This window comes from Prosthecodimorpha hirschii (assembly GCF_001305515.1).
Lineage (GTDB): Bacteria > Pseudomonadota > Alphaproteobacteria > Rhizobiales > Ancalomicrobiaceae > Prosthecodimorpha > Prosthecodimorpha hirschii.
In genome coordinates this window covers 730,327-756,697 of the sequence record NZ_LJYW01000001.1, presented here as the reverse complement: position 1 = coordinate 756,697, position 26,371 = coordinate 730,327, and the positions used below count along the sequence as shown (strand labels likewise).

The 26,371-nt window shown below is 69.0% G+C and carries 31 protein-coding genes and 1 tRNA gene; 24 read left to right on the top strand and 8 right to left on the bottom strand.

Features of this window, described 5'->3' with window-relative positions; all coding sequences use genetic code 11:
- The first annotated feature begins 44 nt into the window (after positions 1–44).
- The 8 genes from ABB55_RS03245 to ABB55_RS03210 all read left to right on the top strand — a co-directional run bounded on the left by ABB55_RS03245 (position 45) and on the right by ABB55_RS03210 (position 3,481).
- Positions 45–296, top strand: a complete 252-nt coding sequence (locus tag ABB55_RS03245; RefSeq protein WP_054357525.1) for a hypothetical protein — start codon at positions 45–47, stop codon at positions 294–296.
- 87 nt (positions 297–383) lie between these two features.
- On the top strand, positions 384–671 hold the full coding sequence (locus ABB55_RS03240) for a hypothetical protein (RefSeq protein ID WP_152981903.1): 288 nt from the start codon (positions 384–386) through the stop codon (positions 669–671).
- Between the two features lie 12 nt (positions 672–683).
- Complete coding sequence (locus ABB55_RS03235) at positions 684–1,058, top strand: hypothetical protein (protein WP_054357523.1); 375 nt, start codon at positions 684–686, stop codon at positions 1,056–1,058.
- Positions 1,055–1,459, top strand: a complete 405-nt coding sequence (locus ABB55_RS03230; protein ID WP_054357522.1) for a hypothetical protein — start codon at positions 1,055–1,057, stop codon at positions 1,457–1,459. The genes ABB55_RS03235 and ABB55_RS03230 overlap by 4 nt, the downstream gene beginning before the upstream one ends.
- Positions 1,453–1,896, top strand: coding sequence for a hypothetical protein (locus tag ABB55_RS03225; protein ID WP_054357521.1), 444 nt, complete (start codon positions 1,453–1,455; stop codon positions 1,894–1,896). Before ABB55_RS03230 ends, ABB55_RS03225 begins: the two co-directional genes overlap by 7 nt.
- A 15-nt stretch (positions 1,897–1,911) precedes the next feature.
- Entirely contained in the window at positions 1,912–2,271 is a 360-nt protein-coding gene (locus ABB55_RS03220) for a hypothetical protein (protein ID WP_054357520.1), read from the top strand.
- Positions 2,268–2,954 carry a hypothetical protein gene (locus ABB55_RS03215; RefSeq protein WP_054357519.1) on the top strand — a complete coding sequence of 229 codons (687 nt, stop codon included), beginning with the start codon at positions 2,268–2,270 and terminating at the stop codon, positions 2,952–2,954. Before ABB55_RS03220 ends, ABB55_RS03215 begins: the two co-directional genes overlap by 4 nt.
- Entirely contained in the window at positions 2,942–3,481 is a 540-nt protein-coding gene (locus ABB55_RS03210) for a hypothetical protein (RefSeq protein ID WP_054357518.1), read from the top strand. The genes ABB55_RS03215 and ABB55_RS03210 overlap by 13 nt, the downstream gene beginning before the upstream one ends.
- Before the next feature lie 89 nt (positions 3,482–3,570).
- On the opposite strand, the gene ABB55_RS03205 is transcribed toward ABB55_RS03210, so the two are convergent.
- From ABB55_RS03205 to ABB55_RS03180, 6 genes are all read right to left on the bottom strand, one after another.
- Positions 3,571–3,645: transfer RNA gene (locus ABB55_RS03205), tRNA-Lys, on the bottom strand.
- 304 nt (positions 3,646–3,949) lie between these two features.
- Entirely contained in the window at positions 3,950–4,237 is a 288-nt protein-coding gene (locus ABB55_RS03200) for a formate dehydrogenase subunit delta (RefSeq protein ID WP_083463309.1), read from the bottom strand.
- An 8-nt stretch (positions 4,238–4,245) separates the two neighbouring features.
- Positions 4,246–7,104 carry a formate dehydrogenase subunit alpha gene (gene fdhF / locus ABB55_RS03195; protein WP_054357516.1) on the bottom strand — a complete coding sequence of 953 codons (2,859 nt, stop codon included), beginning with the start codon at positions 7,102–7,104 and terminating at the stop codon, positions 4,246–4,248.
- A 245-nt stretch (positions 7,105–7,349) separates the two neighbouring features.
- A complete protein-coding gene (locus ABB55_RS03190; RefSeq protein ID WP_054357515.1) occupies positions 7,350–8,906 on the bottom strand; it encodes a formate dehydrogenase beta subunit in 1,557 nt (518 codons plus the stop codon).
- Positions 8,903–9,394 (bottom strand): formate dehydrogenase subunit gamma, encoded by a 492-nt coding sequence (locus ABB55_RS03185; RefSeq protein WP_054357514.1) that lies wholly within the window; start codon positions 9,392–9,394, stop codon positions 8,903–8,905. The genes ABB55_RS03190 and ABB55_RS03185 overlap by 4 nt, the downstream gene beginning before the upstream one ends.
- A 143-nt stretch (positions 9,395–9,537) precedes the next feature.
- On the bottom strand, positions 9,538–10,455 hold the full coding sequence (locus ABB55_RS03180) for a LysR family transcriptional regulator (protein WP_244471957.1): 918 nt from the start codon (positions 10,453–10,455) through the stop codon (positions 9,538–9,540).
- Between the two features lie 254 nt (positions 10,456–10,709).
- Between ABB55_RS03180 and ABB55_RS03175 the strand changes: the two genes are divergently transcribed.
- The 3 genes from ABB55_RS03175 to ABB55_RS31085 are packed head-to-tail and all read left to right on the top strand — an operon-like array spanning position 10,710 to position 13,779.
- The gene (locus ABB55_RS03175; protein ID WP_054361809.1) at positions 10,710–11,750 is read left to right on the top strand and encodes a phosphotransferase family protein; all 1,041 of its coding nucleotides are present in this window, start codon (positions 10,710–10,712) and stop codon (positions 11,748–11,750) included.
- A gap of 41 nt (positions 11,751–11,791) precedes the next feature.
- Positions 11,792–13,051: an acyl-CoA dehydrogenase family protein gene (locus tag ABB55_RS03170; RefSeq protein WP_054357513.1), complete on the top strand. Its 1,260-nt coding sequence runs from the start codon at positions 11,792–11,794 to the stop codon at positions 13,049–13,051.
- Complete coding sequence (locus ABB55_RS31085; protein ID WP_054357512.1) at positions 13,051–13,779, top strand: FadR/GntR family transcriptional regulator; 729 nt, start codon at positions 13,051–13,053, stop codon at positions 13,777–13,779. Before ABB55_RS03170 ends, ABB55_RS31085 begins: the two co-directional genes overlap by 1 nt.
- 108 nt (positions 13,780–13,887) lie before the next feature.
- Here ABB55_RS31085 and ABB55_RS03160 read toward each other — a convergent pair whose 3' ends face one another.
- Entirely contained in the window at positions 13,888–14,658 is a 771-nt protein-coding gene (locus ABB55_RS03160) for an SDR family NAD(P)-dependent oxidoreductase (protein WP_054357511.1), read from the bottom strand.
- Positions 14,659–14,929: 271 nt separating this feature from the next.
- On the opposite strand from ABB55_RS03160, the gene ABB55_RS03155 reads away from it, so the two are divergent.
- The 13 genes from ABB55_RS03155 to ABB55_RS03100 all read left to right on the top strand — a co-directional run bounded on the left by ABB55_RS03155 (position 14,930) and on the right by ABB55_RS03100 (position 24,889).
- Positions 14,930–15,268 (top strand): FtsB family cell division protein, encoded by a 339-nt coding sequence (locus ABB55_RS03155; RefSeq protein WP_054357510.1) that lies wholly within the window; start codon positions 14,930–14,932, stop codon positions 15,266–15,268.
- Positions 15,269–15,490: 222 nt separating this feature from the next.
- The gene (gene pdhA / locus ABB55_RS03150) at positions 15,491–16,495 is read left to right on the top strand and encodes a pyruvate dehydrogenase (acetyl-transferring) E1 component subunit alpha (RefSeq protein ID WP_054357509.1); all 1,005 of its coding nucleotides are present in this window, start codon (positions 15,491–15,493) and stop codon (positions 16,493–16,495) included.
- 17 nt (positions 16,496–16,512) lie between these two features.
- The gene (locus ABB55_RS03145; RefSeq protein ID WP_054357508.1) at positions 16,513–17,889 is read left to right on the top strand and encodes a pyruvate dehydrogenase complex E1 component subunit beta; all 1,377 of its coding nucleotides are present in this window, start codon (positions 16,513–16,515) and stop codon (positions 17,887–17,889) included.
- Positions 17,890–17,984: 95 nt separating this feature from the next.
- Complete coding sequence (locus ABB55_RS03140; protein ID WP_054357507.1) at positions 17,985–19,385, top strand: pyruvate dehydrogenase complex dihydrolipoamide acetyltransferase; 1,401 nt, start codon at positions 17,985–17,987, stop codon at positions 19,383–19,385.
- Positions 19,386–19,435: 50 nt separating this feature from the next.
- Positions 19,436–19,696 (top strand): hypothetical protein, encoded by a 261-nt coding sequence (locus ABB55_RS03135; protein WP_054357506.1) that lies wholly within the window; start codon positions 19,436–19,438, stop codon positions 19,694–19,696.
- Positions 19,697–19,727: 31 nt separating this feature from the next.
- On the top strand, positions 19,728–20,219 hold the full coding sequence (locus ABB55_RS03130; RefSeq protein ID WP_054357505.1) for a hypothetical protein: 492 nt from the start codon (positions 19,728–19,730) through the stop codon (positions 20,217–20,219).
- A 31-nt stretch (positions 20,220–20,250) separates the two neighbouring features.
- Positions 20,251–21,687, top strand: coding sequence for a dihydrolipoyl dehydrogenase (gene lpdA, locus ABB55_RS03125; RefSeq protein WP_054357504.1), 1,437 nt, complete (start codon positions 20,251–20,253; stop codon positions 21,685–21,687).
- Between the two features lie 88 nt (positions 21,688–21,775).
- The gene (locus tag ABB55_RS30175) at positions 21,776–21,934 is read left to right on the top strand and encodes a hypothetical protein (protein WP_160321146.1); all 159 of its coding nucleotides are present in this window, start codon (positions 21,776–21,778) and stop codon (positions 21,932–21,934) included.
- Positions 21,935–21,941: 7 nt separating this feature from the next.
- Positions 21,942–22,190 (top strand): GlsB/YeaQ/YmgE family stress response membrane protein, encoded by a 249-nt coding sequence (locus ABB55_RS03120; RefSeq protein WP_054357503.1) that lies wholly within the window; start codon positions 21,942–21,944, stop codon positions 22,188–22,190.
- Positions 22,191–22,249: 59 nt separating this feature from the next.
- A complete protein-coding gene (locus ABB55_RS03115) occupies positions 22,250–22,759 on the top strand; it encodes a hypothetical protein (protein WP_054357502.1) in 510 nt (169 codons plus the stop codon).
- A gap of 250 nt (positions 22,760–23,009) precedes the next feature.
- Positions 23,010–23,963, top strand: a complete 954-nt coding sequence (gene lipA / locus ABB55_RS03110) for a lipoyl synthase (RefSeq protein ID WP_054357501.1) — start codon at positions 23,010–23,012, stop codon at positions 23,961–23,963.
- Positions 23,964–23,985: 22 nt separating this feature from the next.
- Complete coding sequence (locus ABB55_RS03105; RefSeq protein ID WP_054357500.1) at positions 23,986–24,438, top strand: type II toxin-antitoxin system RatA family toxin; 453 nt, start codon at positions 23,986–23,988, stop codon at positions 24,436–24,438.
- Positions 24,431–24,889 (top strand): GNAT family acetyltransferase, encoded by a 459-nt coding sequence (locus ABB55_RS03100; RefSeq protein ID WP_054357499.1) that lies wholly within the window; start codon positions 24,431–24,433, stop codon positions 24,887–24,889. The genes ABB55_RS03105 and ABB55_RS03100 overlap by 8 nt, the downstream gene beginning before the upstream one ends.
- An 84-nt stretch (positions 24,890–24,973) precedes the next feature.
- Here the strand turns inward: ABB55_RS03100 and ABB55_RS03095 are convergent, their stop codons facing one another.
- Positions 24,974–26,230: a M23 family metallopeptidase gene (locus ABB55_RS03095; protein WP_054357498.1), complete on the bottom strand. Its 1,257-nt coding sequence runs from the start codon at positions 26,228–26,230 to the stop codon at positions 24,974–24,976.
- Positions 26,231–26,371: the final 141 nt, after the last annotated feature.

Below are 26,371 nucleotides of genomic sequence, written 5' to 3'. Positions count from 1 at the left end.
TCCGTCCTCCTCTCCCACGCCCTCTGAGCGCGGGAGAACAGACAGTGAACACAGCAATCACCCTCGCCGAAGCCCTCGAAGCCGCCGGCATCGAGCCGCGCGCCGGCTACATCTCGGCCCGCGTCGACAGCTTCCTCGGCTCCCAGGTCGCCCTCTCGATCGGCGCGACCGTCCGCGTCGACCTGTCCGACCCGCTCGAAGTCGACCTTTCCGCTGATGAACTCCGCGTCGAAGGTGACCTCGACGTCGAAACCAACACGATCGCCGCCGCGAAGATCATCTCCTGGGCCGGCTAAGATGTCGCGCTTGCCATCGAGCACTTGGACGGCAGAGAAAGCTTCATAGAGGAACCCGGCGATGCCGGCTACATCTCGAATGCAGGCGTGGTCTACAGCGAAATCTTCGCGACCATGCTCGATGCCGGCGTCGAGCTGCGGACTGGCGTCATCCATGACGTGCAGGTCTTGATCCCGACCCCGGCCGGGTTTGCTGTCGGCAAGGCGCTCGATGCCGGCCATACGGCGCTCCTGCACGCCGCGTTTGCCGGCGCCCAGCCCGACCCCGGCCAGATCGGATCGGTCGAAATCCTCTCGATCAGCGCCGACCCGGTTCTCGACCCGACCGGCATCTGGGTCGGGCATGCCGTCGCCGTCTTCCACCCCGCCAACTGAGGAGCCATCGCCATGACCGGAATCGTCAACGTCACCCCGGCCGAGGGCCGTTTCTACCGCATCGACGCCGCTGCCGCCGGCCTCAACGTCGCCGCCATCGAGCGCGAGATGCGGCGCCTGGGCCGCCCGGTCGGCTGGCCGATCATCGCGAGCACCGCGGTTCACGCCCTGCGGCTCGACGCTGCCCAGGTCGCGGACGCCTGCCGCCGCGCCGACGCTCGCATCGAAGCCGGCCGGGAGTCCCTGATCGCCCCGATCGTCGAAGCCGAACGCCTTGCCGGCGAGCGTGCCGCCGAGGCCCGCCGGAAGGCCGAGCGCGAGGCCGAAGACCGGATCGCGATCAAGCGCGCTGCCGCCCAGGGTCTCGCGCCGGAGGCCGCGCAGTGAGCCACTCGTTCTCAGGCAAGCTGCTCTATGCGGCTCTCGACGTTGCGGAGGCCGGGCGCGTCCCGGTCTCCGTCGTCACCGCCATCGCCTCGAAGTGGCCGGCCTCCGGCTACCGCTTCGAGTCGAACCACCTCCGGCCCGACCGGCTGGTCATGCTCGACCTATCGTCGCTCGGCAGCTGCCGGACGTTCACCGACGCCTTGCCGGCCGACTTCGCCCAGCGCCTCGCCGCCCTCGACAAGCTCGACGCGCCATCCGGCCGGTTCGTGCCGTTGAACGGGGGCGAGGCCCAAGCCGAGCGCGCTCGCCTGAACCTGCCGCGCTATCCCGCGCTCGACTTCGAGCGGCCCGATCCGTCGCCCGCCCGCCAGCGCGACAGCCTCGGGAGGCTCGCATGGTGACCATCGGAGGCCGCCGCTTCACCTCGGCCCGCCATGCCGCCATCACGGCCGGGCTCGATCCCGTCGAGTTCGTCGGCTTGATGAACCTTGAGCCGAGCTGCGGGCTTCACTGGCCGCCGAGCTGGGAGTCAAGCGGCGATGAGGTTGCTGTTGCCGTCGATCGCCTGGGCGACCTCTTCGCCGCCGCTGGCGTGCCCGAGCACCGCGTCCGCGCCGTCATCGACCAGATCATCGCATCGTCACCGCCGACCCCCTGGCGCGGCACACCCGTCACACTCGATCAAACCCCGCCCGTCCGCAAGCGTCGCGACGCCTTCCTTCGCGAGCGATCGGAGGACGAAACCTTCACTCACCACCCCGAGAAGGCCGCCGGCCCGCGAGAGGCCTCCCGCGGCATCGGACTCGCGACGTTCGCCGTCGTCGGCAAGATACTCTAACGCAAGGATCACAACATGCAATCGCAAGATGCTGCCAATGTGGCAGCGACGTTCGTCAGCTTCATCGCCCGCCGCCGCGATGGTTCCGCCGTTCAGTTGATCGGCTCCGGCCCGGCCGTACAGGCCGAGGCAAACGCCCGCCTGCGCCCACGGTTGGTTGCCGTGTTCGATCGCCTGGAGTTGATCACCGCGCGCGGCTGGACCGGCTGGATGATCGACGGCTCCGGTTCGCGCTGGGATTTGGCCGAGCGGACCGTCGAGGCGGACCACGCCGCGGTGCTCCTGATCCGCGCGGCCGAGCATCGCGCCCAGCTTGGCGTGGCCGGCGCGGAGATCGTCGTGGTCGATGCCGAGGGCGAGGAGGCTGCGGCATGATCCAGACGGCCACCTTCACAGATCCCGATCTCGGCCGGTTGAACATCGACGCGGTGTCCTGGCGCTGCAACCTGCCGGCCACCATCCGCGATCTCTTCATCGGAAACGTGCCGAACATCCATCGCGGCGAGGATGTCCTAATCGGCGGCCGGCCGCACATCCTGGCGCAGCTGCAGCGGGACCACGGCTCGCTCCTCTGGCACGAGGTCACGCCTGCGCAGTACATCATCACGCGCAGCGACGGCCAGAGCGCCGGCTTCCGGCTCGCCGAGGCGGTCGTCCCGGCCGGCGCCCATGCCGAGCGTCGCGCCGTAGAGATGGCTGAGCGCTGCCGGTCGCCGCACCGTCGCGGCCAGATCCGACACGTCGTTGGCGGCGGCTTGTGCCTGCCGCATGGCGTCCGGCTCGACGGGCTCGGCCGGCCGAAGCGCGCCGTCACGGTCGACGGGATCGTGGTCAATTCGATCATCGACTCCGCAGTGGTCACCGGCCAGCCCTGGCTTGCCCTGGGCGGCTTCCTGCGGGACCACCCCGGCACGCCGCTCGCCGCCCTGCCGGTGCTCGCGAGAATCGCGCTGCAGTTCAGCGGCCGGGATTGGGCGGCCGATCTGCAGGGCGCCTCGATCGCCTCGATCGCCGCCTCGATCCGCTCTCATCAGGAGGTACTCCTTTGCAGCGCCTGAATTTCGTGCCCGACCGCATCTGCGCCGCGACCGCGCCGAGCAACATGCCGCTGACCACCATCGCCCAGGTCGTCACCTTGACCGGCCCCGAGGGCGAGTTTGCGCAGTTCTCTGGCGAACCCGACACCGTTCAGAACGCCGCGCTCGACTTCCTGGGCCAGCTCGCGCGCGATGGCCACGAGATGGTCGATCGGGCCGGCGTGACGTGGCGGTGTTCGGTCATCGAGGCGGTGCTGCCGTACAGCACTGGCGCCGACACGATGCTGGCCGAGGTCTGCACTCGGCTCCAGCGCGGCGCTGTCGACCCGGTCGTCGATGCCTACCCGGTCGGCCCGCACCACACGCGCGAGTGCTTTGATCCTGTCATCGGTGCCTGTCATCGGCTGAAGGTGTCGGAACTTCGCAATGCCGACCGGATCCGGCGGGTAGTCGGCGAAGGCGAGGTTGATCCTGTCATCGCCGAAGCCGGCCGCATCGCCGATGTTCTCGACGGGAAGTGCTGGTTTTCCGCGGCTTCTCGGCGCTGATTGATGACAGAGTCTGCTGACAGGGCTGAAATCGTGTCAGCAGTACATCGCTCGGCGCGGTGCTAGCATGATGTTTTCTTTGGGATTTTTGGTGAGCCGGGCGGGGATCGAACCCGCGACCACATGATTAAAAGTCACGTGCTCTACCACTGAGCTACCGGCCCAGCCGATGCTGGGAAGACGGGTTCGGGTGGGGTGGCGCGAGGCGTTGGAGGGCCTCGGGACCGACCGCTTCGTGGTGGCCGAACGCGTCTCCGCTGGAGGGGCGGGCCCTCCGGCGAAGCGGGCGGACCATAGGGGGAGGCGCCCGCGGGGTCAATATGCGCAGCGGCGCGGAAGCCGTCCGGGTGAAGGTCTATCCAGCGAAAACGCAAGCGCTTTGCCGCCGCCGATGCTGGGATGCGGTTGTGGGACCGAGGAAGCGGGCGCTTCCTCGTCCGCAATCCTCGCCGGTCTCGATCCGACCGCTCAGCCGAAGGCGCGGCGGATGCGGGCGTCGAGATCGGGGGCGGCGGCTGTGGCCAGCGCCTTCAGGCGCTCGCGCATGGCGCGCGTCCAGAACTTGCCGATATGCTCACGCATGGCCGTGATCGCCTTGTCCTCCGGCTCGAGCCGGAAGGCGGTGGCGATCTGGTTGGCCATGCGGATCAGGTGGGCGGCGTCGTCGTGCGGGATGGCGAGATCCTCGGCATGCACTGACCGGGGAGCCGGGTGGCCGGCTTGGGCCGCGTCCTGCGGCGTGGGGATGGGGGACATGGCGGGGCTCACTCGGCGGCTTCGGGCAGGGGGCGGGCGATCCGGCGCAGGTCGACATCCGATTGGGCGTTGCGCTCCTGCCAACCCGAATAGTGGTTGGTCCGGCGCACCTCGACGGCGGTGACCTTGTATTCGGGGCAGTTGGTCGCCCAGTCCGAATTGTCGGTGGTGATCACATTGGCGCCCGACACCGGATGGTGGAAGGTCGTGTAGACCACGCCCGGCTGCATGCGCTCGCTGACGGTCGCGCGCAGCACCGTCTCGCCGGCGCGGCTCTGGATCGCCACCATGTCGCCGTCGCGGATGCCGCGGCTCTCGGCGTCATGGGGATGGATCTCCAGCACGTCCTCCGGATGCCAGGCGGTGTTGTCGGTGCGCCGGGTCTGGGCGCCGACATTGTACTGGCTGAGGATGCGGCCGGTGGTCAGGATCAGCGGGAAGCGCGCCGTCACCTTCTCGTCGGTGGCGACATATTCGGTCATCATGAAGCGGCCCTTGCCGCGCACGAAGCGGTCGACATGCATCAAGGGCGTGCCGGTCGGGGCCTTCTCGTTGCACGGCCACTGGATCGAGCCGAGTTCGTCGAGGCGGTCGAAGGAGACGCCCGCGAAGGTCGGCGTCAGCCGGGCGATCTCGTCCATGATCTCCGACGGGTGGCGGTAGGCCATCTCGTAGCCGAGCGCGCGGGCGAGTTCGACCGTCACCTGCCATTCGGCCTTGCCGGACATTTCCGGCATCACCTTGCGCACGCGGCTGATGCGCCGCTCGGCATTGGTGAAGGTGCCGTCCTTCTCCAGGAAGGAGGAGCCGGGCAGGAAGACATGGGCGTATTTGGCGGTCTCGTTCAGGAACAGGTCCTGCACGACGATGCATTCCATGGCTTCGAGCGCGGCCTGGACATGCTGGGTGTTGGGGTCCGACTGGGCGATGTCCTCGCCGTGGACATAGAGCCCGCGGAAGCTGCCGTTGATCGATTCCTCGAACATATTGGGGATGCGCAGGCCCTGCTCGCCGGACAGCGGCACGCCCCAGAAGGTCTCGAACATCGCCCGGGTGGCGTCGTCGGAGACGTGCCGGTAGCCGGAGAATTCGTGCGGGAAGGAGCCCATGTCGCAGGAGCCCTGGACATTGTTCTGCCCGCGCAGCGGGTTCACGCCGACGCCCTCGCGGCCGATATTGCCGGTCGCCATGGCGAGATTGGCCATGCCCATGACCATGGTCGAGCCCTGGCTGTGCTCGGTGACGCCGAGGCCGTAGTAAATGGCCGCGTTGCCGCCGGTGGCGTAGAGCCGGGCCGCGGCACGCAGGTCGGCCGCCGGCACGCCGGTCACGGCCTCCATCGCCTCGGGGCTGTTGAGGTCCTGCGCGACGAAGCGCGCCCAGGCCTCGAAATTGTCCCACTCGCAGCGCTCGCGCACGAAGGCCTCGTCGACCAGGCCTTCGGTGACGATGACATGGGCGAGCGCGTTGATCAGCGCCACGTTGGTGCCGGGGAGGAGGGGCAGGTGGTAGTCGGCCGCGATATGGGGCGACTTGACCAGGTCGATGCGGCGCGGATCGGCGACGATCAGGCGGGCGCCGGCGCGCAGGCGCTTCTTCATGCGGCTGGCGAAGACCGGATGGCCGTCGGTCGGATTGGCGCCGATGACCAGGATCACGTCGGCCATCTCGACCGACTTGAAGTCCTGCGTGCCGGCCGAGGTGCCGTAGGTCTGGCTCAGGCCGTAGCCGGTCGGGGAATGGCAGACGCGCGCGCAGGTGTCGACATTGTTGTTGCGGAAGGCGGCGCGGACCAGCTTCTGGACGACGAAGACCTCCTCGTTGGTGCAGCGCGACGACGTGATCGCGCCGACCGATTCGGTGCCGTATTTGGCCTGGATGCGCTTGAACTCGGCCGCGGCATGGCCGATCGCCTCGTCCCAGGAGACCTCGCGCCACGGGTCGGTGATCTTGGCGCGGATCATCGGCTTGGTGATGCGGTCCTTGTGGGTGGCGTAGCCGAAGGCGAAGCGGCCCTTGACGCAGGAATGGCCCTCATTGGCCTTGCCGTCCTTGTAGGGCACCATGCGGACGATCTCGGAGCCCTGCATCTCGGCCTTGAACGAGCAGCCGACGCCGCAATAGGCGCAGGTGGTGACGGCGGAATGTTCCGGCTGGCCCTTCTCGATGACGCTCTTCTCGATCAGCGTCGCGGTCGGGCAGGCCTGCACGCAGGCGCCGCAGGAGACGCATTCGGACTCCAGGAAATCCGTGCCGCCGGGCGACACGAAACTGGCGAAGCCGCGCCCGTCGATGGTCAGCGCGAAGGTGCCCTGGGTCTCCTCGCAGGCGCGCACGCAGCGCGAGCAGACGATGCACTTGGCCGGGTCGAAGGTGAAGTAGGGGTTGGACTCGTCCTTCGCCTTGGCGACCGCCGGGGCGTGGTGGTTCTCGCCATCCATGCCGTAACGCACGTCACGCAGGCCGACCGCGCCGGCCATATCCTGCAATTCGCAGTCGCCATTGGCCGCGCAGGTCAGGCAGTCGAGCGGGTGGTCGGAGATGTAGAGCTCCATCACGCCCTTGCGCAGGCCGGCGAGGCGCGCCGACTGGGTCCTGACCTTCATGCCGTTCTCGGCCGGCGTGGTGCAGGAGGCCGGCGTGCCGCGGCGGCCCTCGATCTCGACCAGGCAGAGCCGGCAGGAGCCGAACGGCTCCAGGCTGTCGGTGGCGCAGAGCTTCGGGGTCTTGGTGCCGAGCTGCATGGCGGCGGCCATCACCGAGGTGCCCTCCGGCACGGTCACGCCGATGCCGTCGATCTCCAGCGTGACGGTCTTGTCCGCAACACGGATCGGGGTGCCGAAGTCGATTTCCTTGATGAGCGCCATGGGGTCTCTCCCGCTGCTCTTCTCGTTGCCGGCGGCGCCCGGGCCGGGCTGCCGATCCGCATTCATTCAGGTCGTCGCGCCCGGGGCGTCTCCCGTCCGCTGCCGCCTCCGGACCGGTTCCGGAGATCCGGCCTCTCCCTCCGTCGGGTCGGGCCGGATGGCCGGGAGCGCCCGGCCGCGAGCGGCGAGGCGCGAGCGGTGAAGGTCCGTCGCGCCGGGGCGGGAGCGGCGCCCCGCCGGGCCCGCTATTCGGCGGCGACGCGGGCCGGAGCCCGGTCGAAATCCTCCGGGAAATGCTCGATCGCGCTCAGCACCGGATAGGGCGTCAGCCCGCCCAGCGCGCAGAGCGAGGCGTCCGTCATGGTCCGGCAGAGATCGTCGACCAGCGACAGGTTGCGCTCGACCGCCTCGCCGCGGATCACCTTCTCGATCGTCTCGCGGCCGCGCGTCGAGCCGATGCGGCAGGGCGTGCACTTGCCGCAGCTCTCCTTGGCGCAGAACTCGAAGGCGAAGCGGGCCTGCTCGGCCATGTCGACGCTGTCGTCGAACACCACGATGCCGCCATGGCCGAGCATGCCCTTGCGGGCCGCGAAGGCTTCGTAGTCGAGCGGGGTGTCGAGATAGTCGGCCGGGAAATAGGCGCCGAGCGGGCCGCCGACTTGGACAGCGCGGATCGGCCGGCCGGAGCGCGTGCCGCCGCCGAAATCGTGGATCGCCTCGCCCAGCGTCAGCCCGAAGGCCTTCTCGACCAGGCCGCCGAACTTGATGTTGCCGGCGAGCTGGAAGGGCAGGGTGCCGCGCGAGCGGCCCATGCCGTAGTCGGCATAGGCCTTGGCACCGTCGGCCAGGATGGTCGGCACGGCCGCGAAGGAGAGCACGTTGTTGATCACGGTCGGCTTGCCGAACAGGCCCTTCAGGGCCGGCAGCGGCGGCTTGAAGCGGACCAGGGCGCGCTTGCCTTCGAGGCTTTCGAGCAGCGAGGTCTCCTCGCCGCAGACATAGGCGCCGGCGCCCATGCGCACCGTGATGTCGAAGGCCGGGCCGGTGCCGCCGACCTTGGCACCGAGGATGCCGGCGCGCCGGCAGGCCTCGACGGCGCGGGTGAAGGTCGCCACCGCGCGGGGATATTCCGAGCGGATATAGATCCAGCCCTGGGTCGCCCCGACCGCGAGGCCGGCGATCGCCATGCCCTCGATCAGGAGCATCGGGTCGCCTTCCATCAGCATGCGGTCGGCGAAGGTGCCGCTGTCGCCCTCGTCGGCGTTGCAGACGATATGCTTCTGGTCGCCGGCCGCGCCGAGCACGGTGCGCCACTTGATGCCGGTCGGGAAGCCGGCGCCGCCGCGGCCGCGCAGGCCCGAGGCGGTGACCTCCTCGACGATCGCGACCGGCGTCATGGCCAGCGCGCGTTCGAGCCCCTTGAAGCCGCCGCGGGCGCGATAGTCCTCGACCGAGACCGGGTCGATCGCGCCGCAGCGGGCGAAGGTCAGCCGCTCCTGGCGGGCGAGATACGGGATCGCGTCGGTCGGGCCGAGGCGCAGCGGATGGGCGCCGCCGTCGATGAGGCCGGCGGCGAGGAGGCCGGGGATGTCGGCCGGCGCGACGGGGCCGTAGGCGATCGGACCGCCGGCGGTCTCGACCTCGATCATCGGTTCGAGCCAGAACAGGCCGCGCGACCCGGTGCGCACGATGCGGGCGTCGAGCCCGGCGCGCGCGATCTCGGTCGCCAGGCGGCCGGCGACCTGGTCGGCGCCGACCGAGGCGGCGGCGCTGTCGGCGGGGACGTGGATTCGGACGGTCATGCGTGCCCCCGGGAACGGCTCATGGCGATCAGGGCGTCGAGCACATCGGGCGTGACCCGGCCGTGCAGTTCGCCGTCGACCTGGACGGCCGGGCCGAGCGCGCAATTGCCGAGACAGAACACCTCTTCGAGCGTCAGATCGCCGGCCGGCGAGGTCTCGCCGAGCGTGAGGCCGTGACGGCGCTCCGCGGTGGCGACGAGTTCGCGGCAGCCGACGGCCTGGCAGGCCTCGCCGCGGCAGATCTTGACCTGCGTGCGGCCGGCCGGTTCGGAGCGGAAGTCGTGATAGAAGGAGACGACGCCGTGGACCTCCGCGCGCGACAGGTTCAGCGCGTCGGCGATCAGCGGCAGGGCCGCGCGGTCGACATAGCCGAAGGTCTCCTGCAGTTCGTGCAGGATCGGCAGCATGGCGCCCGGCTCCTGCCGTCGCGCCTCGATGATCCGGCTCGCGACCGCCGGATCCCAACCCGAAACCTGACCTCTGTGCATCGGCCTCGTCCCGCTTCCACCCTGTTGTTTACGGGTTCGGGGACCCGCACCCTCAGTGATGCAGGCAGGTCATGCCTTGAGGCAAATCGTTTGTTCCGAATGAATGATCGATAAAATCTATCAAGGCAGGTCATAGTGATAGGCTATGACCTGCCTTGGTGCTCGGACAGGACGGTCATCCCGGCCTTCTCGGCGGCGGCGTGGAAGGCGGTGGAGAGCGGGCTGGCCGGGGCGCGGTCGGGAATGATCGCGCCGACGCGTTGCGAGCCATGAGGTTCGGTGAGGGTCAGCGCGCGGGCGCCGGGCGGTGCGCCATACTGGCTGACCAGGAGGCGCGGCACGACGCTCGCCCAGGCACCGACGCCGGCATGGGCCCAGAGATTGGAGATAGCGTTGGTCTCGACCTCGACGCGGGGGACGCAGCCGACGGAGCGGAACATCGCATCGACGATGCGGCGGTTCTGCATGTCGGGCGTCAGCAGGCAGAGCGGCAGGTCGGCGGCCTCGCGCCAGGTCACGCTGATCCGGTCGCGACCGAAGCGGCCGTCGTCGGGGCAGAGCAGGACATAGTCCTCCCGGTAGAGCGGGACCTTGCGGACGCGGTCCAGCGGCTCGAAATCGAGATAGGTGATGCCGCCGTCGAGTTCGAAGGCATCGATCCGGCGCTGGATTTCGACCGAGGTCAGCGATTGCACCACGATCGCGACCGCCGGGTGGCTCTCCCGGAACAGGCTGGTCAGCGACGCGACGACCGGCAGCGCCGTCGGGATGACGCCGAGCCGCAGCCGCCCGGCCAGTTCGCCGCGCAGCGCCCCGGCCTCCTGGCGCAAGGCGTCGCAATCCGACAGCACGCGGCGGGCATGGTCGAGGATGCTGCGGCCTTCGGGCGTGAAGCCGCGGAAGCGCTGGCCGCGCTCGACGATGGTGATGCCGAGCTCCTCCTCCAACTGCCGGATGGCGGCCGAAAGGGTCGGCTGCGAGATGGCGCAGGCCTCGGCGGCGCGGCCGAAATGCTGCTCGCGGGCGAGCGCGACCAGATAGACCAGTTGCTTGAGGATCATGACGGCTCCCCGGCGCGCCCGGCGGCAGACCCGAAGGCGCTCCCCACGGGCATGCCGGATCCCGGGCCGGAATGCCAGAGCCCCCAGGCGTGGCGAGGGGCGGCGGAAGGCGCCCGATCGGTCTCGATTCGCCCCGGCTGCGTGGCATCCGTGCCCGGACCGCGCTTGTGCAGACCGTCCGGCGCGTCGCTTCGGGTTGCTTGACAGGCGATGGATTTGCTGGTTTGTCGGACAAATCGAGCGGCGGGGATGTCATGAGCGCAGCCGGGCAGGGACAGATCGACTTCAGCGCGGACCGGCTTTCCGGCTATCTGGCCGGACGGGTGCCCGGTGGCGGCGGCGCCTTGGCGATCGAGCGGATCTCGGGCGGGCAATCCAATCCGACCTATTTCGTCACCGTCGGCGCGACCCGGCTGGTGCTGCGCAAGAAGCCGTCGGGCCCGATCCTGCCCTCCGCCCACGCGGTCGACCGCGAATATCGGGTCCTCTCGGCACTGGCCGGCACCGACGTGCCGGTGCCGCGACCGGTGCTCTACGAGCCCGACCCGGCGGTGATCGGCACGCCCTTCTATCTGATGGAGCGGCTCGAAGGGCGCGTCTTCCACGATTGCGCCCTTCCCGAAGCCGCGCGCGAAGAGCGGGGGCCGCTGTATCGGGCCATGGCCGAGACCATGGCGTGCCTGCATGCGGTCGATCCGGCCACGGTCGGCCTCGCCGATTTCGGCAAGGCTGGCAACTATTTCGAGCGGCAGATCGCGCGCTGGTCGCGGCAATGGCGCGAGTCCTCCTTCGGATCGGTGCCGGAACTCGATGCGCTCTGCGACTGGCTGGCGGAGAACCGCCCGCCGGACGGCGGCGTGACCGCCATTGCACACGGCGATTTCCGGGTCGGCAACCTGATGTTCCATCCGAGCGAGCCGCGCGTGATCGGCATCCTCGACTGGGAACTGTCGACGCTCGGCCATCCGCTGGCCGATCTCGCCTTCTTCACCATCGCCTGGCATTCCCGGCCCGACGAATATGCCGGCCTGCTCGGCCGCGACCTCGCGGCGCTCGGCATCCCGACCGCGGCCGACTTCGTCGCCGCCTACCAGGCCAAGGCCCGCCCGGCCGGCACGCTGCAGCCCTTCCACGTCGCCTTCGCGCTGTTCCGCTTTGCCGTGATCTTCGTCGGCATCGCCGACCGGGCGCGGGCCGGCTCGGCGGCCGGGGCCGATGCGGCCGAGATCGGCCATCTCGCCGTCAATTTCGCCCGCCGCGCCCTCGCCGTGGCCGAGGGGCGGGTCGGCATCTGACACCGTCTCAAGCAAAACAGACCAATCGCGGAGGAGCCGCCATGGATTTCGCCTACAGCCCCAAGGTCGAGGACCTCCGCCAGCGCCTCGCCGCCTTCATGGAGACGCGCGTGTTGCCGGCCAACCGGCGCTGGCATGCGCTGGCCGAGGCCGGTACCTATCCGCTCGAGGTGATCGAGCCGCTGAAGGAGCAGGCCAAGGCGGAGGGGCTTTGGAACCTGTTCCTGCCCGGCCTGAAGCCGGACGAGCCGGGCACGCGGCTGACCAATCTCGAATATGCGCCGCTCGCCGAGATCATGGGCCGGCTGCCCTGGGCCTCGGAGGTGTTCAACTGCAGCGCCCCTGACACCGGCAACATGGAAATCCTGCATCTCTTCGGCACGCCCGAGCAGCGCGCGCGCTGGCTGGAGCCGCTGATGAACGGCGACATCCGGTCGGTCGTCTCGATCACCGAGCCGGACGTGGCCTCTTCCGACCCGACCAACCTGCAGACCGAGATCCGCCGCGACGGCGACCACTATGTCATCAACGGCCGCAAGTGGTTCAACACCGGCGCCCTGCACCCGCTCGCCAAGGTGCTGATCGTGCTCGGCGTCTCGAACTTCGCCCCGGACGCGGCGCGCCACGAGCGGCATTCCTTCGTGCTCGTGCCGATGGACACGCCCGGCTTCGAGGTGGTGCGAAACGTGCCGATCATGAACCATCATTCGCCCGAGGGGCATTGCGAGGTGGTGTTCCGCAACGTGCGCGTACCGGTCGCCAATCTGCTCGGCGAGGAGAACAAGGGCTTCGCCATCGCGCAGGCGCGGCTCGGACCCGGCCGCATCCACCATTGCATGCGCACGATCGGGCAGTGCGAACTGGCGCTGGAGCTGATGGCGGCGCGCGCGCTGGAGCGCAAGGTGTTCGGCAAGGCGATCGCCGACTACGCCAACAACCAGGACGCCATCGCGGAATGCCGGCTGGAAATCGACCAGGCGCGGCTGTTGTGCCTCAGGACCGCCTGGGCCATGGACACCTTCGGCAACCATTCGGCGCGGGTCGACGTGTCGGCGATCAAGATCATCGCCGCCCGTATGCAGACCCGGGTGCTCGATCGTGCCATGCAGGTATTCGGGGCGATGGGGCTCTCCAACGACACGCCGCTCGCCTATCTGTGGACCTGGGGCCGGGCCTTGCGTTTCATCGACGGGCCGGATGAAGTGCATCTGCGCGTCGTCGCGCGCGACGAGATCGCCAAGGCCAAGGCGCGGACCGGAACGCTCGACCCCTATTTCACCCCGCCGGAAGCACATGCCTGATGGTCGCCTTCACGAAACTCGAGCTGCCCCCTGCCTACCGAGCCGTCTCCCTGGAAATCGAGCGTCTGATTCTCGACGGCACGCTGAAGCCCGGCGACGCGCTGCCGAGCGAGACCGATCTCGCCGGCCGCTTCGGGGTTCATCGTTCGACGGTCCGGGAGGGGATCCGGCAGCTTGAGACGGAAGGCCTGGTGCGGCGCGAGACGCGCAAGCGGCTGGTCGTGGCCGCACCGGACAGCGCCGATCTCGCCCCGCGTGCCAGCCGGGCCCTGACGCTGCAGCAGATCACCTTCCGCGAATTGTGGGAGGCCGCGATGGTGATGGAGCCGCTGTCCGCGGCCCTGACCGCGGCCCGGCGCACCGATGCCGTGCTGGCCGAGCTCGACGACAATCTCGCCCGCACCGAGGCGACGATCGTGGCCGGCCAATCGCCGGTGGCGCTCGACATGGAATTCCATTCGCTGATCGCCGCGGGCTCCGGCAATCGCGCGCTGATCCTGGCGCGCGAGCCGATCGGCCAACTGCTCTACCCGGCCTATGTGGCGATCCGCCCGCACCTGCCGCAATCGGCCGGTCGGCTGATGACCGCGCATCGGGCGATCGTCGAGGCGATCCGCGCCCGCGACGCCGACGAGGCGCGCATCTGGATGGCGCGCCATATCGAGGACCTCAATCGCGGCTGGGTGCTGTGCGGGCTCGATCCGGACATGTCGGTCGCCAATCTGTAGCCGGCCGAAGTCCGGAGCCGATCGAGGGTCGGAGCCGGCCGAAGTCCGGAGCGGGTCGAGGGGTTCGGCGTGCCCCGGCCGGTGGACCGGGGCAGGCCGTCGGTGCCGTCAGAGCGACGCGATGGTGTGGCCGCCGTCGACGGTGACGACGCTGCCGGTCATGTAGCGCGAGGCGTCCGAGACCAGGAGCAGGAAGGGGCCGTCGAGATCCTCGTACCGGCCGAGGCGGCGCATCGGCATGCGCTGGATCAGCGCCTTGCCGGCTTCGGTCTGGAAATGCTCGGCATTGATCGGCGTCGCGAAATAGCCGGGCGCCAGCGCGTTGACGCGGATGCCGAAGCGGGCCCACTCCATGGCGAGGCTCTCGGTCATGTGGATCAGCGCCGCCTTGGAGACCGAATAGGCGGCGAGGCCGTTCATGGCGCGCAGCCCGGTGATCGAGGCGATGTTGAGGATCACGCCGCCGCGCTTCGCCGTCCGCCAGCGCCGGGCCGCCGCCTGGGCGGCCAGCCAGGGGCCGCGCAGATTGACCGCCATGACCTGATCGTAACTGTCGACCGGTTGGTCGATCGCCGATGCCTGGACGCCGATGCCGGCATTGTTGACCAGGATGTCGAGGCCGCCGAAACGGTCGTCGATCGCCGCGAAACCGGCGTCGATCGAGGCCGCGTCCGACACGTCCATGCGCACGGCGAGGACATCGGCGGCGCCGGCGGCCGTCAGCTCGGCCGTCATGGCCTCCAACTCGCCGATCCGCCGCGCCGCAATGGCGATCCGCGCGCCCACCCGGGCCATGAGGCCGGCAAAATGCGCGCCGAAGCCGGACGACGCGCCGGTGATCAGCACGCTGCGGCCGCGTAGGGATTGGGACAGGTCCATGGGGTGGGGTCTCCGCCGATTTTCTTTTGAGTCGCAAGGCTTATCTCCCCGCGCGCGGCCATTTTACACCGCCCGGCCGGCGGGCGGCAGCGCCCCGGACGCCGGGCTCGGCGGCAATCTCGACGGATTTCGCGGGGCTCGTTCCCGGACCGTGCGGGTTCGTCGCCAAGGGCGGGCGGCATGCTGAATCTCTTGTTAACCCTGGGATGCTTGAATGACAGCGTCCCGGTCGGGATGCGTCCTTTGTTCCAGTGTCAGTTGCGTCAGGTCCATGTCCACGCGTCACCGCAAGAAGTCGCTGATCCGCCCCCTTCTGCTGCCCCTGGTGGCGCTGCTCTTTTCAGCCTATTTCGCCTGGCATGGCTGGCACGGCGCCTTCGGCATCGAAGCCCGCCGGGTGCTCGACACCGAGGCGGCCCGGCTGGAGGCGATCAAGGCCGAACTGAAGGCCGAACGCAGCGAGATCGAAAAGCGCGTCGCATTGCTGCGCCCGCAGAGCCTGGAAAGCGACATGCTCGACGAGCGGGCGCGCAACATCCTCGGTTTTGCCCAGCCCAACGAGATCGTGATCTACAAAAGCGCCACGCAGGCGGCCGTTAACAAGAAATGAGTTGAATTGCCGCGTTTAACCGCAATCCAGTAAACACAAAAATCTTTGCGGTGCAGCAATAGCTTGCGGCCGGCGGTCGCCTCCGGACCCCCGGCTTGATCTCGGTTGCGGCTCCGCTATCCTCACGCCCATCACGCCGCGCCCGAAGACGCGGTCCGAGCCGGAGCGACCCCACGGGATCGACCCCAAAGCCGGGGCGGCCCAACGGGATGGGAGGAGAGCATGGCCAAATCCGCCACCAAGTCCAAGGTCGAAGCGGGGCCGGCGCCCTTCACGGCCGATGAGGAACTGACCGCCTACCGGATGATGCTGCTGATCCGGCGCTTCGAGGAGAAGGCCGGCCAGATGTACGGCATGGGCCTGATCGGCGGTTTCTGCCATCTCTATATCGGCCAGGAGGCCGTGGTGGTCGGCATGCAGATGGCCATGGTCGAGGGCGACCAGACCATCACCGGCTATCGCGACCACGGCCACATGCTGGCCTGCGGGATGGAATCGCGCGGCGTCATGGCCGAGCTCACGGGGCGCCGCGGCGGCTACTCGAAGGGCAAGGGCGGCTCGATGCACATGTTCTCCGTCGAGAAGCAGTTCTTCGGCGGTCACGGCATCGTCGGCGGGCAGGTCTCGCTCGGCACCGGCCTCGGCTTCGCCAACCGCTATCGCAAGAACGGCAAGGTCTCGGTGACCTATTTCGGCGACGGCGCGGCCAACCAGGGTCAGGTCTACGAGAGCTTCAACATGGCGGAGCTGTGGAGCCTGCCGGTCGTCTACGTGATCGAGAACAACAAATACGCCATGGGCACCGCGGTCAGCCGCGCCTCGGCGCAGACCGACTTCTCCAAGCGCGGCGTCTCGTTCAACATTCCGGGCGAGCAGGTCGACGGCATGGATGTCCGCGCCGTGCGCGAGGCCGGCGCCCGCGCCCTGGAGCATGCCCGCTCCGGCAAGGGCCCCTACATCCTCGAAATGCAGACCTACCGCTATCGCGGCCACTCCATGTCCGACCCGGCCAAGTACCGGTCGAAGGAGGAGGTCCAGAAGATGCGCACCGAGCACGATCCGATCGAGCAGGTCCGCCAGCGTCTTCTCGGCGGCGGTCTGGTCTCCGAGGAAGACCTCAAGAAGATCGACGCCGAAGTGCGCGACATCGTCCAGGACGCCGCCGAGTTCGCCCAGACCGATCCGGAGCCGGATGTGTCCGAGCTGTGGACCGACATCGTCAAGTGAGGGGGGAGAATTCCGAGATGGCGACCCAGATTCTGATGCCCGCGCTCTCCCCGACCATGGAGGAGGGCAAGCTCTCGAAATGGCTGAAGGCCGTCGGGGACACGATCAAGTCCGGCGACGTGATCGCCGAGATCGAGACCGACAAGGCGACCATGGAGGTCGAGGCGGTCGACGAGGGGCGGCTCGCCGCCATCCTGGTCGAGGCCGGCACCGAGGGCGTGAAGGTCAACACCCCGATCGCCGTGATCGCGGCCGAGGGCGAGGACGTATCCGCGGCCGCGTCGAGCCCGGCGCCGGCCCCGGCCCCCGCAGCGCCGGCGCCGCAGCCGGCCCTGGCCGCGCCCGCGGTGGTGACCGCGCCGGCGAGCCCGCCGCCCGCCGCGCCGGAGGAGGACGAGTATCCGGCCGGCACCGAGATGGCCAACCAGACCGTGCGCGAGGCCTTGCGCGACGCGATGGCCGAGGAGATGCGCGCCGATCCGAGCGTCTTCGTGATGGGCGAGGAGGTCGCCGAATATCAGGGCGCCTACAAGATCACCCAGGGGCTCCTGCAGGAATTCGGGCCCGAGCGCGTCATCGACACGCCGATCACCGAGCACGGCTTCGCCGGCATGGGCGTCGGCGCGGCGCTGACCGGGCTGCGGCCGATCGTCGAGTTCATGACCTTCAACTTCGCCATGCAGGCGATCGACCACATCATCAACTCGGCCGCCAAGACGCTCTACATGTCCGGCGGCCAGATGGGCTGCCCGATCGTGTTCCGCGGCCCGAACGGCGCGGCCGCCCGCGTCGGTGCCCAGCACAGCCAGGACTATTCCGCCTGGTACAGCCAGATCCCCGGCCTGAAGGTGGTTCAGCCCTATACGGCGGCCGACTTCAAGGGCCTGCTCAAGGCGGCGATCCGCGATCCGAACCCGGTCGTGTTCCTGGAGAACGAGATCCTCTACGGCCAGACCTTCCCGGTGCCGAAGGGCGATTTCATCGTCCCGATCGGCAAGGCCAAGGTCGCCCGCCCGGGTCACGACTGCACCATCGTGTCCTTCGGCATCGGCATGACCTACGCCATGAAGGCGGCCGAGGAACTGACCAAGAAGCACATCTATTGCGAGGTCGTCGACCTGCGCACGCTGCGCCCGCTCGACATGGCGACGGTGATCAAGTCGGTCCAGAAGACCGGCCGCTGCGTGACCGTCGAAGAGGGCTGGCCGCAGTGCTCGATCGGCTCCGAGATCGCCTCGCGGCTGGTCTCCGAGGCCTTCGACTATCTCGACGCGCCGGTCCTCAAGGTCACCGGCAAGGACGTGCCGATGCCCTACGCGGCCAATCTCGAGAAGCTCGCCCTGCCGAACGTGCAGGAGGTCATCGACGCCGTCCGTGCGGTGACCTACCGCTGAAATCCCCCGCCGCGGCCGATCCGCGGCCCTCGTGACGCCGCCGGCTCGCCGAGCCGGTGGCGTGCCAGCCAGAGAGAAAACCCGAGGGGGAAGCAATGCCCGTGAACATTCTGATGCCGGCCCTGTCGCCCACGATGGAGAAGGGCAACCTCGCCAAGTGGCTGAAGAAGGAAGGCGATACGGTCAAGGCCGGCGACGTGATCGCCGAGATCGAGACCGACAAGGCGACCATGGAGGTCGAGGCGGTCGACGAGGGCCGGATCGCCAAGATCCTGATCGCCGAGGGCACCGCCGACGTGGCCGTGAACACGCCGATCGCCATCCTGGCCGGGGAGGGCGAGGATCTCGCCGCCGCGGCGGCCGGCGGCGGCGCCAAGCCGGCGCCCGCGGCCCAGCCGGCCCCGGCAGCCCAATCGGCGGCCACACCGGCGCCGGTCGCGACCGCCGCCCCGGTGCCTGCCGCACCCGTCGCGGCTCCGGCGCCTGCAGTCGCCCCGGCCGCGGCCACCGGCGCCAACCGCGTCTTCTCCTCGCCGCTCGCCCGCCGGATCGCCCGCGACGGCGGCATCGACATCGCCCTCGTCGCCGGCACGGGTCCGCGCGGCCGCGTCATCCAGCGCGACGTGGAGGCCGCCATCGCGGCCGGCACCGGCAAGGCCGGTTCCGCCCCGGCCGCCGCATCGCCGGCGCCGGCTCCGGTGGCCGCATCGGCCGCAGCCCCGGCCCCCGCGCCGAAGCCCGTCGCCGCGCCGTCGGGCCTCTCCGACGAGGCGATCCTCAAGCTGTTCGAGCCGGGCAGCTACGAACTCGTGCCCCATGACGGCATGCGCCGGACGATCGCGCGCCGGCTGGCGGAATCCACCCAGACCATCCCGCATTTCTACCTGACGGTCGATTGCGACATCGATGCGCTCTTGGCGCTGCGCGAGCAGATCAACGCCTCCGCACCGGTCAAGGACGGCAAGCCGGCCTTCAAGGTCTCGGTCAACGACTTCGTCATCAAGGCGCTGGCGGTGGCCCTGCAGCGCGTGCCGACCGCCAACGTCTCCTGGACCGAGGCCGGCATGCTGCGGCACAAGGATTCCGACGTGGGCGTCGCCGTCGCCATGCCGGGCGGGCTGATCACCCCGATCATCCGCAAGGCGCAGATGAAGACCATCTCGGCGATCTCCAACGAGACCAAGGACTTCGCCGCCCGCGCCCGGTCGCGCAAGCTGCTGCCCAACGAATATCAGGGCGGCACCACGGCGGTGTCCAATCTCGGCATGTTCGGGATGAAGCACTTCACGGCGGTGATCAACCCGCCGCATGCCACCATCCTGGCGGTCGGCGCCGGCGAGGCCCGGGCGGTGGTGCGCGGCGGCGAGGTCAAGGTCGTCCAGCAGATGACCGTGACGCTGTCCTGCGACCATCGCGCCATTGATGGCGCGCTCGGCGCCGAACTCCTGTCCGCCTTCAAGGACCTGGTCGAGAAGCCGATGTCGATGCTTGTGTGAGTGCGCCTGTTCACGTTATGGTCTCACAAGGCCTAACGGGAGTTGTGCCGATGAGCGAAGTGACGGACGTGATCCTGCCGGTCCTGCAGAAGATCCAGGCCGACCTCGCCAATTTTCGCCGGGAAACCAAGGCGGAACTGGTGGAGGTCAAGGAAATGCTGCTTGAGCAGGGCGACAAGGTGGACGTGCTGAACAGCTACGTCACCGTGTCGCTCGGCCATGTCAGCCGCCACGAGATCGACATCGACGAGATCAGGAAGCGGTTGACGGCCGTCGAGGCGAAGCTGCCGCCGCCGCCGGAAGCCGTCTGAGGGCGGTCCGGCGGACCGGGGGAATTCGACCATGTCGGGACAGTCATCCGGTCGGCCGCCGCTCCTCAGTCTGGTGACGCTCACGATCGCGGTCGCCTCGCTGTCGACGGCCATCTACCAGGGGTGGGTGCAGACGCGGAACCTGGAAATCGTGCAGCGGGATCTGGCCCGGCGGGAGCAGGTTCGAAGCTGCAAGGACGTGATCGAAGCCTATTTCGATGTGAAGCTCCGCATCGGCCTGATCGCCGATGCCGCGACAGGATCGCCGCCCGGCCTGCCGGACCCGGTGGTCCAGGCCAGAATGGCGGTCAGCCGCTTCGGTGCGCTGGGCACCTATCTCGCCAATTTCCAGGGCGAGGAGGCGCGCAGCCGCTATACGGCGCTGACCCGCGAGTTGGAACGCGTGACGGGCCTCGCCCGGACGGCGGCGGGTCCGAGCGGAATGGAAGCCCTGTTCGAGGCCGCGGACGGCCTCTTCTACGGAATGAACGAGGACTGCGCGCGCTCGGCACGGCAGGCCTGACGAACAATAAGGCAAGAGGAGCGGAGGACCCATGTCCCAGTATGATGTCATCGTGATCGGCGGCGGCCCCGGCGGCTACGTCGCGGCGATCCGCTCCGCACAGCTCGGCCTGAAGACCGCCGTGGTCGAGGGCAAGCATCTCGGCGGCATCTGCCTGAACTGGGGCTGCATCCCGACCAAGGCGCTGCTGCGCTCGGCCGAAATCTACCACTACATGACCCACGCCCAGAATTACGGCCTGTCGGCGCAGGGCGTCGGCTTCGACGCGGCGGCGATCGTCAAGCGCTCGCGTGGGGTCTCCGGCCAGCTCAACATGGGCGTGACCGGGCTTCTGAAGAAGAACAAGGTCGACGTGATCTGGGGCCGCGGCTCGATCCCCGCACCCGGCACCGTCAAGGTCGAGGCGGCGCGCGAGACCGAATACGGCAAGCCCAACCCGGCTCCGCGCGGTGCGCTCGGTGCGGGCGACTACAAGGCCAAGCACATCATCGTCGCCACCGGCGCGCGGCCGCGCGTGCTGCCGGGCCTGGAGCCGGACGGCAAGCTGGTCTGGACCTATTTCGAGGCCATGGTGCCGCCCGCCATGCCGAAATCGCTGCTGGTCGTCGGCTCCGGCGCGATCGGCATCGAATTCGCGAGCTTCTACCGCACCATGGGCGTCGACGTGACCGTCGTCGAGGTGATGTCCCAGGTCATGCCGGTCGAGGACGAGGAGATCTCGAAGGCCGCCCGCAAGCAGTTCGAGAAGCAGGGTCTCAAGATCCATACCGAGACCAAGGTCGTGAAGCTCGACCGCGGCGCCGACAGCGTCACCGCCACGCTCGAGTTCAAGGACGGCAAGACCCAGGCCGTGACCGTCGACCGGGTCATTTCCGCGGTCGGCGTGGTCGGCAATGTCGAGGGCATCGGGCTGGAGGCGCTCGGCGTCAAGCTCGACCGCGGCACGGTGGTCACCGACGGGCTCGGCCGCACGGCGGTCCCGGGCATCTATGCGATCGGCGACGTGGCCGGCCCGCCGATGCTCGCCCACAAGGCCGAGCACGAGGGCGTCATCTGCGTCGAGGCGATCGCCGGCAAGCATGTCCATCCGATGGACAAGGCCAAGATTCCCGGCTGCACCTACTGCCACCCGCAGGTCGCCTCGGTCGGGCTGACCGAGGCCAAGGCCAAGGCGGCCGGCTACGAGGTGAAGGTCGGGCGCTTCCCGTTCATCGGCAACGGCAAGGCCATCGCGCTCGGCGAGCCGGACGGTCTCGTCAAGACCGTCTTCGACAAGAAGACCGGCCGCCTGCTCGGCGCCCACATGGTCGGCGCGGAAGTGACCGAACTGATCCAGGGCTTCGTGATCGCCATGAACCTGGAGACCACCGAGGAGGACCTGATCCACACGGTCTTCCCGCATCCGACCCTTTCGGAGATGATGCACGAGAGCGTGCTGGATTCCGAGGGACGCGCCATCCACATCTGAGCAGGGCCATATCTCGGCGAGGCGACGTTCGGAGCCGGGCCCCCGCGGGCCGTCTCCGCGGCAGCCACCACATAGGGGCGGGGCAGTCATGCTGCAGTCAGGCAAGTGGTGGTTCCTGTTCGCTCTTTTGGTCGCCGTTGTGGCCGCCGTGGCCTATTTCAACGAAAGCGTCCGCACTATCGTCATCGCCCTGGGCCTGATCGCAGCCGTCATCCTGCTGGCCTGGAACTGGCTGACCAACCTGTGAGGCATTCATGGATACCCGCGCACTTCTCATCACGCTTGCCATCGGCCTCGTCGCCGGCTGGCTGGCCAGCTTCGTCGTCGGCGGCGGCAACATCCTGCGCTACCTGCTGACCGGCGTGATCGGCTCTGTCGTCGGCAGCTTCCTGTTCGCCAAGCTCGGCATCCATCTCGGCATCGGCAATGCGCTGGTCGAGCAGATTCTGGTCGCCACCGTCGGCGCGATCGTGGTGGTGTTGATCGCGCGCGCGTTGGCGTGATCGACTTCCCGGCCTCGCGCCGTATATGTGGATGCGAGGCCACAACAAGGAATGTGCACTTGAGTCCCGATCCAGCGTCCGCGCCGTCCGTCCAGCCCCCGTCCGCCGTGCGGGGGACGCCGGACCCGGCGGCGGGGCGTGAGCCGCCGGGTCCGCGCTGGGGCACCCGCCTGACGCTGGCGGCCTTCGCGATCGCGGCGGCCGTGTTCATCGCCGGGCCGATCGTCTGGATCCAGTGGAACGCGCGCGATTTCTGTCCGGCCGAGATCAAGGCCAAGGGGCGCTCCGCGGGTACCGACTGGGAGGTGGCGCGGTCGGATTGCGGCGGCGAGATCGGGGTGGTCTGGCAGGTCCGGATCATCCCGACCAAGGGCGTCTCCAATCTCGCCTTCGAGGCGCGTGGCGGTGGTCCCGAACCGGTCGGCTACGAGCAGAAGGGTTTCGAGGGGAAGGTGCTGCTTGCCGCGGCGCCGCCGGGCGAGACGGAGCGTTCGGTCGGCATCAGGCTCGACGAGCGCGGCCGTCCGGTCGCGCCGGTACGCTTTTCCGGCGGCAAGCGCGTCGACTGATGCGAAGGTCGTGGGCGGTGCGGCCAACGCGGCGCTTGTCGGGCCGCGGATCCGTCGCTACTTGCCTCGGCAGAGGATTGCAGCGTTGGCGCTGGCGCCGCGTCAGGCGGCGAATGGACGGGACGGTGGGTCGATCGATGCGGGCGATGCCCGTCCGTGTCGTGAATGCGAGCCGCCAAGGGTTTGATCGCGTGGCCGAAATCGTCATGGGCATGGGGCCCGGACCGATCGCCGCCACCGGGAGCAGGTCATGGTCACGGTGCTCGATACCGTCGGCGGCGTGAAGCCGCGCCATCCGGAGAAGGCGCATCGGCCGGACCAGCCGATCGCCCGCAAGCCGGACTGGATTCGCGTCAAGGCACCGGGCTCGCCGGTCTATAACGAGACCCGCGAGATCGTGCGCGAGAACAAGCTGGTCACGGTGTGCGAGGAGGCCGGCTGCCCGAATATCGGCGAATGCTGGTCGAAGAAGCACGCCACCTTCATGATCATGGGCGACACCTGCACGCGGGCCTGCGCCTTCTGCAACGTCAAGACCGGCGTGCCGGGCGCGCTCGATGCGGGCGAGCCGGACAGCGTGGCGATCGCGGTCGAGAAGCTCGGCCTCAGCCATGTGGTCATCACCTCGGTCGACCGCGACGATCTCGACGACGGCGGGGCTGACCATTTCGCCCGCGTCATCGGCGCGATCCGGGCGCGCTCGCCGCGGACCACGATCGAGATCCTGACGCCCGACTTCCTGCGCAAGCCGGGCGCGCTCGAAACGGTGGTCGCGGCGAAGCCGGACGTGTTCAACCACAATCTCGAGACCGTTCCGTCCAAGTATCTGAAGGTGCGGCCCGGCGCGCGCTATTTTCACTCGATCCGGCTCCTGCAGAAGGTCAAGGAACTCGATCCGGGCATGTTCACCAAGTCGGGCATCATGGTCGGGCTCGGCGAGGAGCGGAACGAGGTGCTGCAGCTGATGGACGACCTGCGCTCGGCCGAGGTCGACTTCCTGACCATCGGCCAGTATCTGCAGCCGACCCGCAAGCATCACGAGGTGATCAGCTTCGTCACGCCGGAAGCCTTCAAGGCCTACGAGACCATCGCGTATGCCAAGGGCTTCCTGATGGTGTCGTCGAGCCCGCTGACCCGCTCCTCGCACCATGCCGGCGAGGATTTCGCCCGCCTGCGCGCGGCGCGGGCCGCGGCCGGGCGTTGACAGGGGAGCACGGCGGGAGGCGATGCCCAAGTTCGAGACCCGGCACAAGGTCAGACACGCGGCGGCGGACATGTTCGCGCTGGTCGCCGATGTCGAGGCCTATCCGAAATTCGTGCCGCTCTGCGAGGCGCTGAAGGTGCGTGGCCGGCAGTCGCGCCCGGATGGCAGCAGCGTCCTGATCGCCGACATGACCGTCTCCTACAAGGTCTTCCGCGAGACCTTCACCAGCCGGGTCACGCTGATCCCGGCCGAGAACCGGATCCTGGTCGAGTATCTCGACGGCCCCTTCCGGCAGATGGAGAACCGCTGGACCTTCACGCCGCTGACGGAGAAGTCCTGCGAGGTCGGCTTCTTCATCGCCTACGAGTTCAAGAGCCGCACGCTCGGGGCGCTGATGGGGGCGGTGTTCGAACGCGCCTTCCACAAGTTTGCCGGTGCCTTCGAAAGCCGCGCCGACGAGGTCTACGGTGTCTGAACCCCATCCGGATTCGGCCGACGCGGTGCGGATCGCCATCCGTCCGGTCGAGGACGGCGACGTGGCGGCGGTGATCGATCTCTGGCACCGCGCCGGTCTCTACCGGCCCTGGAACCCGCCCGAACGCGACATCGACTTTGCGCGCCGCTCGCCGCATTGCGCGCTGCTGGTCGCCGATGTCGACGGGCGGCCGGTCGTCGCCAGCGTCATGGTCGGCGAGGACGGCCATCGCGGCTGGGTCTACTATCTGGCGGTCGATCCTTCCGCGCAGGGGCGGGGGCTCGGCCGGCGGATGATGGCGGCGGCCGAAGCGTGGCTGCTGGCGCGCGGCATCTGGAAGGTGCAGCTGCTCGTCCGGCGCGAGAACGGCGCGGTGCGCGGCTTCTACGATGCGCTGGGTTTCGAGACCGGCGACGTGGTCATGATGCAGAAGTGGCTGGAGCCGCGCTGAGCCAAGCGGTCGGGGCCGGCTCTGGTCATCGACGTTGGGGCCTTTGCGCCTTGCGCGGCTGCGTTCACCCAGCCCGTGAAGAGGTCAGTGCAGGACCGGGCGCAGCTTCTCGCCGGCGTCGAGCCAGGCGGCGGGATTGACGGCGTCGCCGTTGACCCGCGTCTCGTAGTGGACATGCGGGCCGGTCGAGCGGCCGGTCGAACCAGCATAGCCGATCACCTGGCCGGCGCGGACGGTCTGTCCGGCCTCGACGGCAATGCGCGAGAGATGGCCGAAGCGGGTCGAGATGCCGTTGCCATGGTCGATCTCGACCATCAATCCGTAGCCGCCCTGCCGGCCGGCCTCTTCGATCTGGCCGGGACCGGTTGCGATCACCGGATCGCCCAGGTCGGCCCGGAAATCGATGCCGGTATGCATCGCCAGCACGCCCAGGAAGGGATCGCTGCGGCCGCCGAAGCCAGAGGTGACCTGGGCATCGCCGCGCACCGGTACGCCGAGCGGCAGGGCCGCCGCATTGCGGCGCAGATCGGCCAGGCGGTCGAGAGCGGTCTCTGCGCGCCACGCCGCGACGGCGGGGTCGATCATCGGGACCAGCGGGCCGCCGACGCCGCCTTCCGCGGCGCGCGGCCTGGGCGCCGCGGACTTGTCGGCGGACGCGAGCGATCCGAAGCGCAGGCCGAGCTTGGCGACGACCGCCTCGATGCGGCCGGCATCGCGCTCGGCCATTTCGGCCAGGGCGGCCAGGGCGAGGGTCTGGCGCTGGGCCATCCGGTCGATCGAGGCCTCCGCCCGGTCGATCCGGGCGGTGACGCGGCCGTCCGTGCCGTCCGGCCGGCCGCCCGCCGGGGCGAACCAGGTCGAGGCCTTCAGCGGCTTGGACGGGCCGACATCGCCCTCCGTGGCGGCACTGGTCGGCAGCGGCAGTTTCATGCCCTGCTGGCGGGCCTTGTCGAGCACCGCGCCGATGCGGGATTCGAATTCGCGCAACCCATCCTGCCGCGCGGTCAGCCGGTCGATCCGCGCCTCGAAGGCACTCTGGTCGAGCACCTGCCGGGACTGGATCCGGTCGATCTGCGCACGCAGCGCGGCGATCCGATCCTCGTAGCCGTGCCGCATGTCGATCTGGCGGGTAATGGCGGCGCCGACCAGGTCGTCGCGGAACAGAAGATAGGCCGTCGCACCCAGATAGATCACGGTGAACAGGGCAAAGCCGCCGATCAGCGAGACGACCAGGGCCGGGTTCAAGGTCAGGGCGCGGACCTTGCCGTTCGACGTATAGGAAATGCGGGGTGGCTCGCGGCGTTTGCCGAAATCCTGATGAACTCGTGAACGCGTCGTCATGCGACCGACCCCAACTGACGCGCGATCCGCACCGATCGCTGGGGTCGATTACACATGGTTAGGGTTAACAAAGCCTCAGTGCCGTTACGTCCGCCCGGAATAGGGGCATCGCGCCAAGACCGGCGCCGGCGCCCGTCGCGC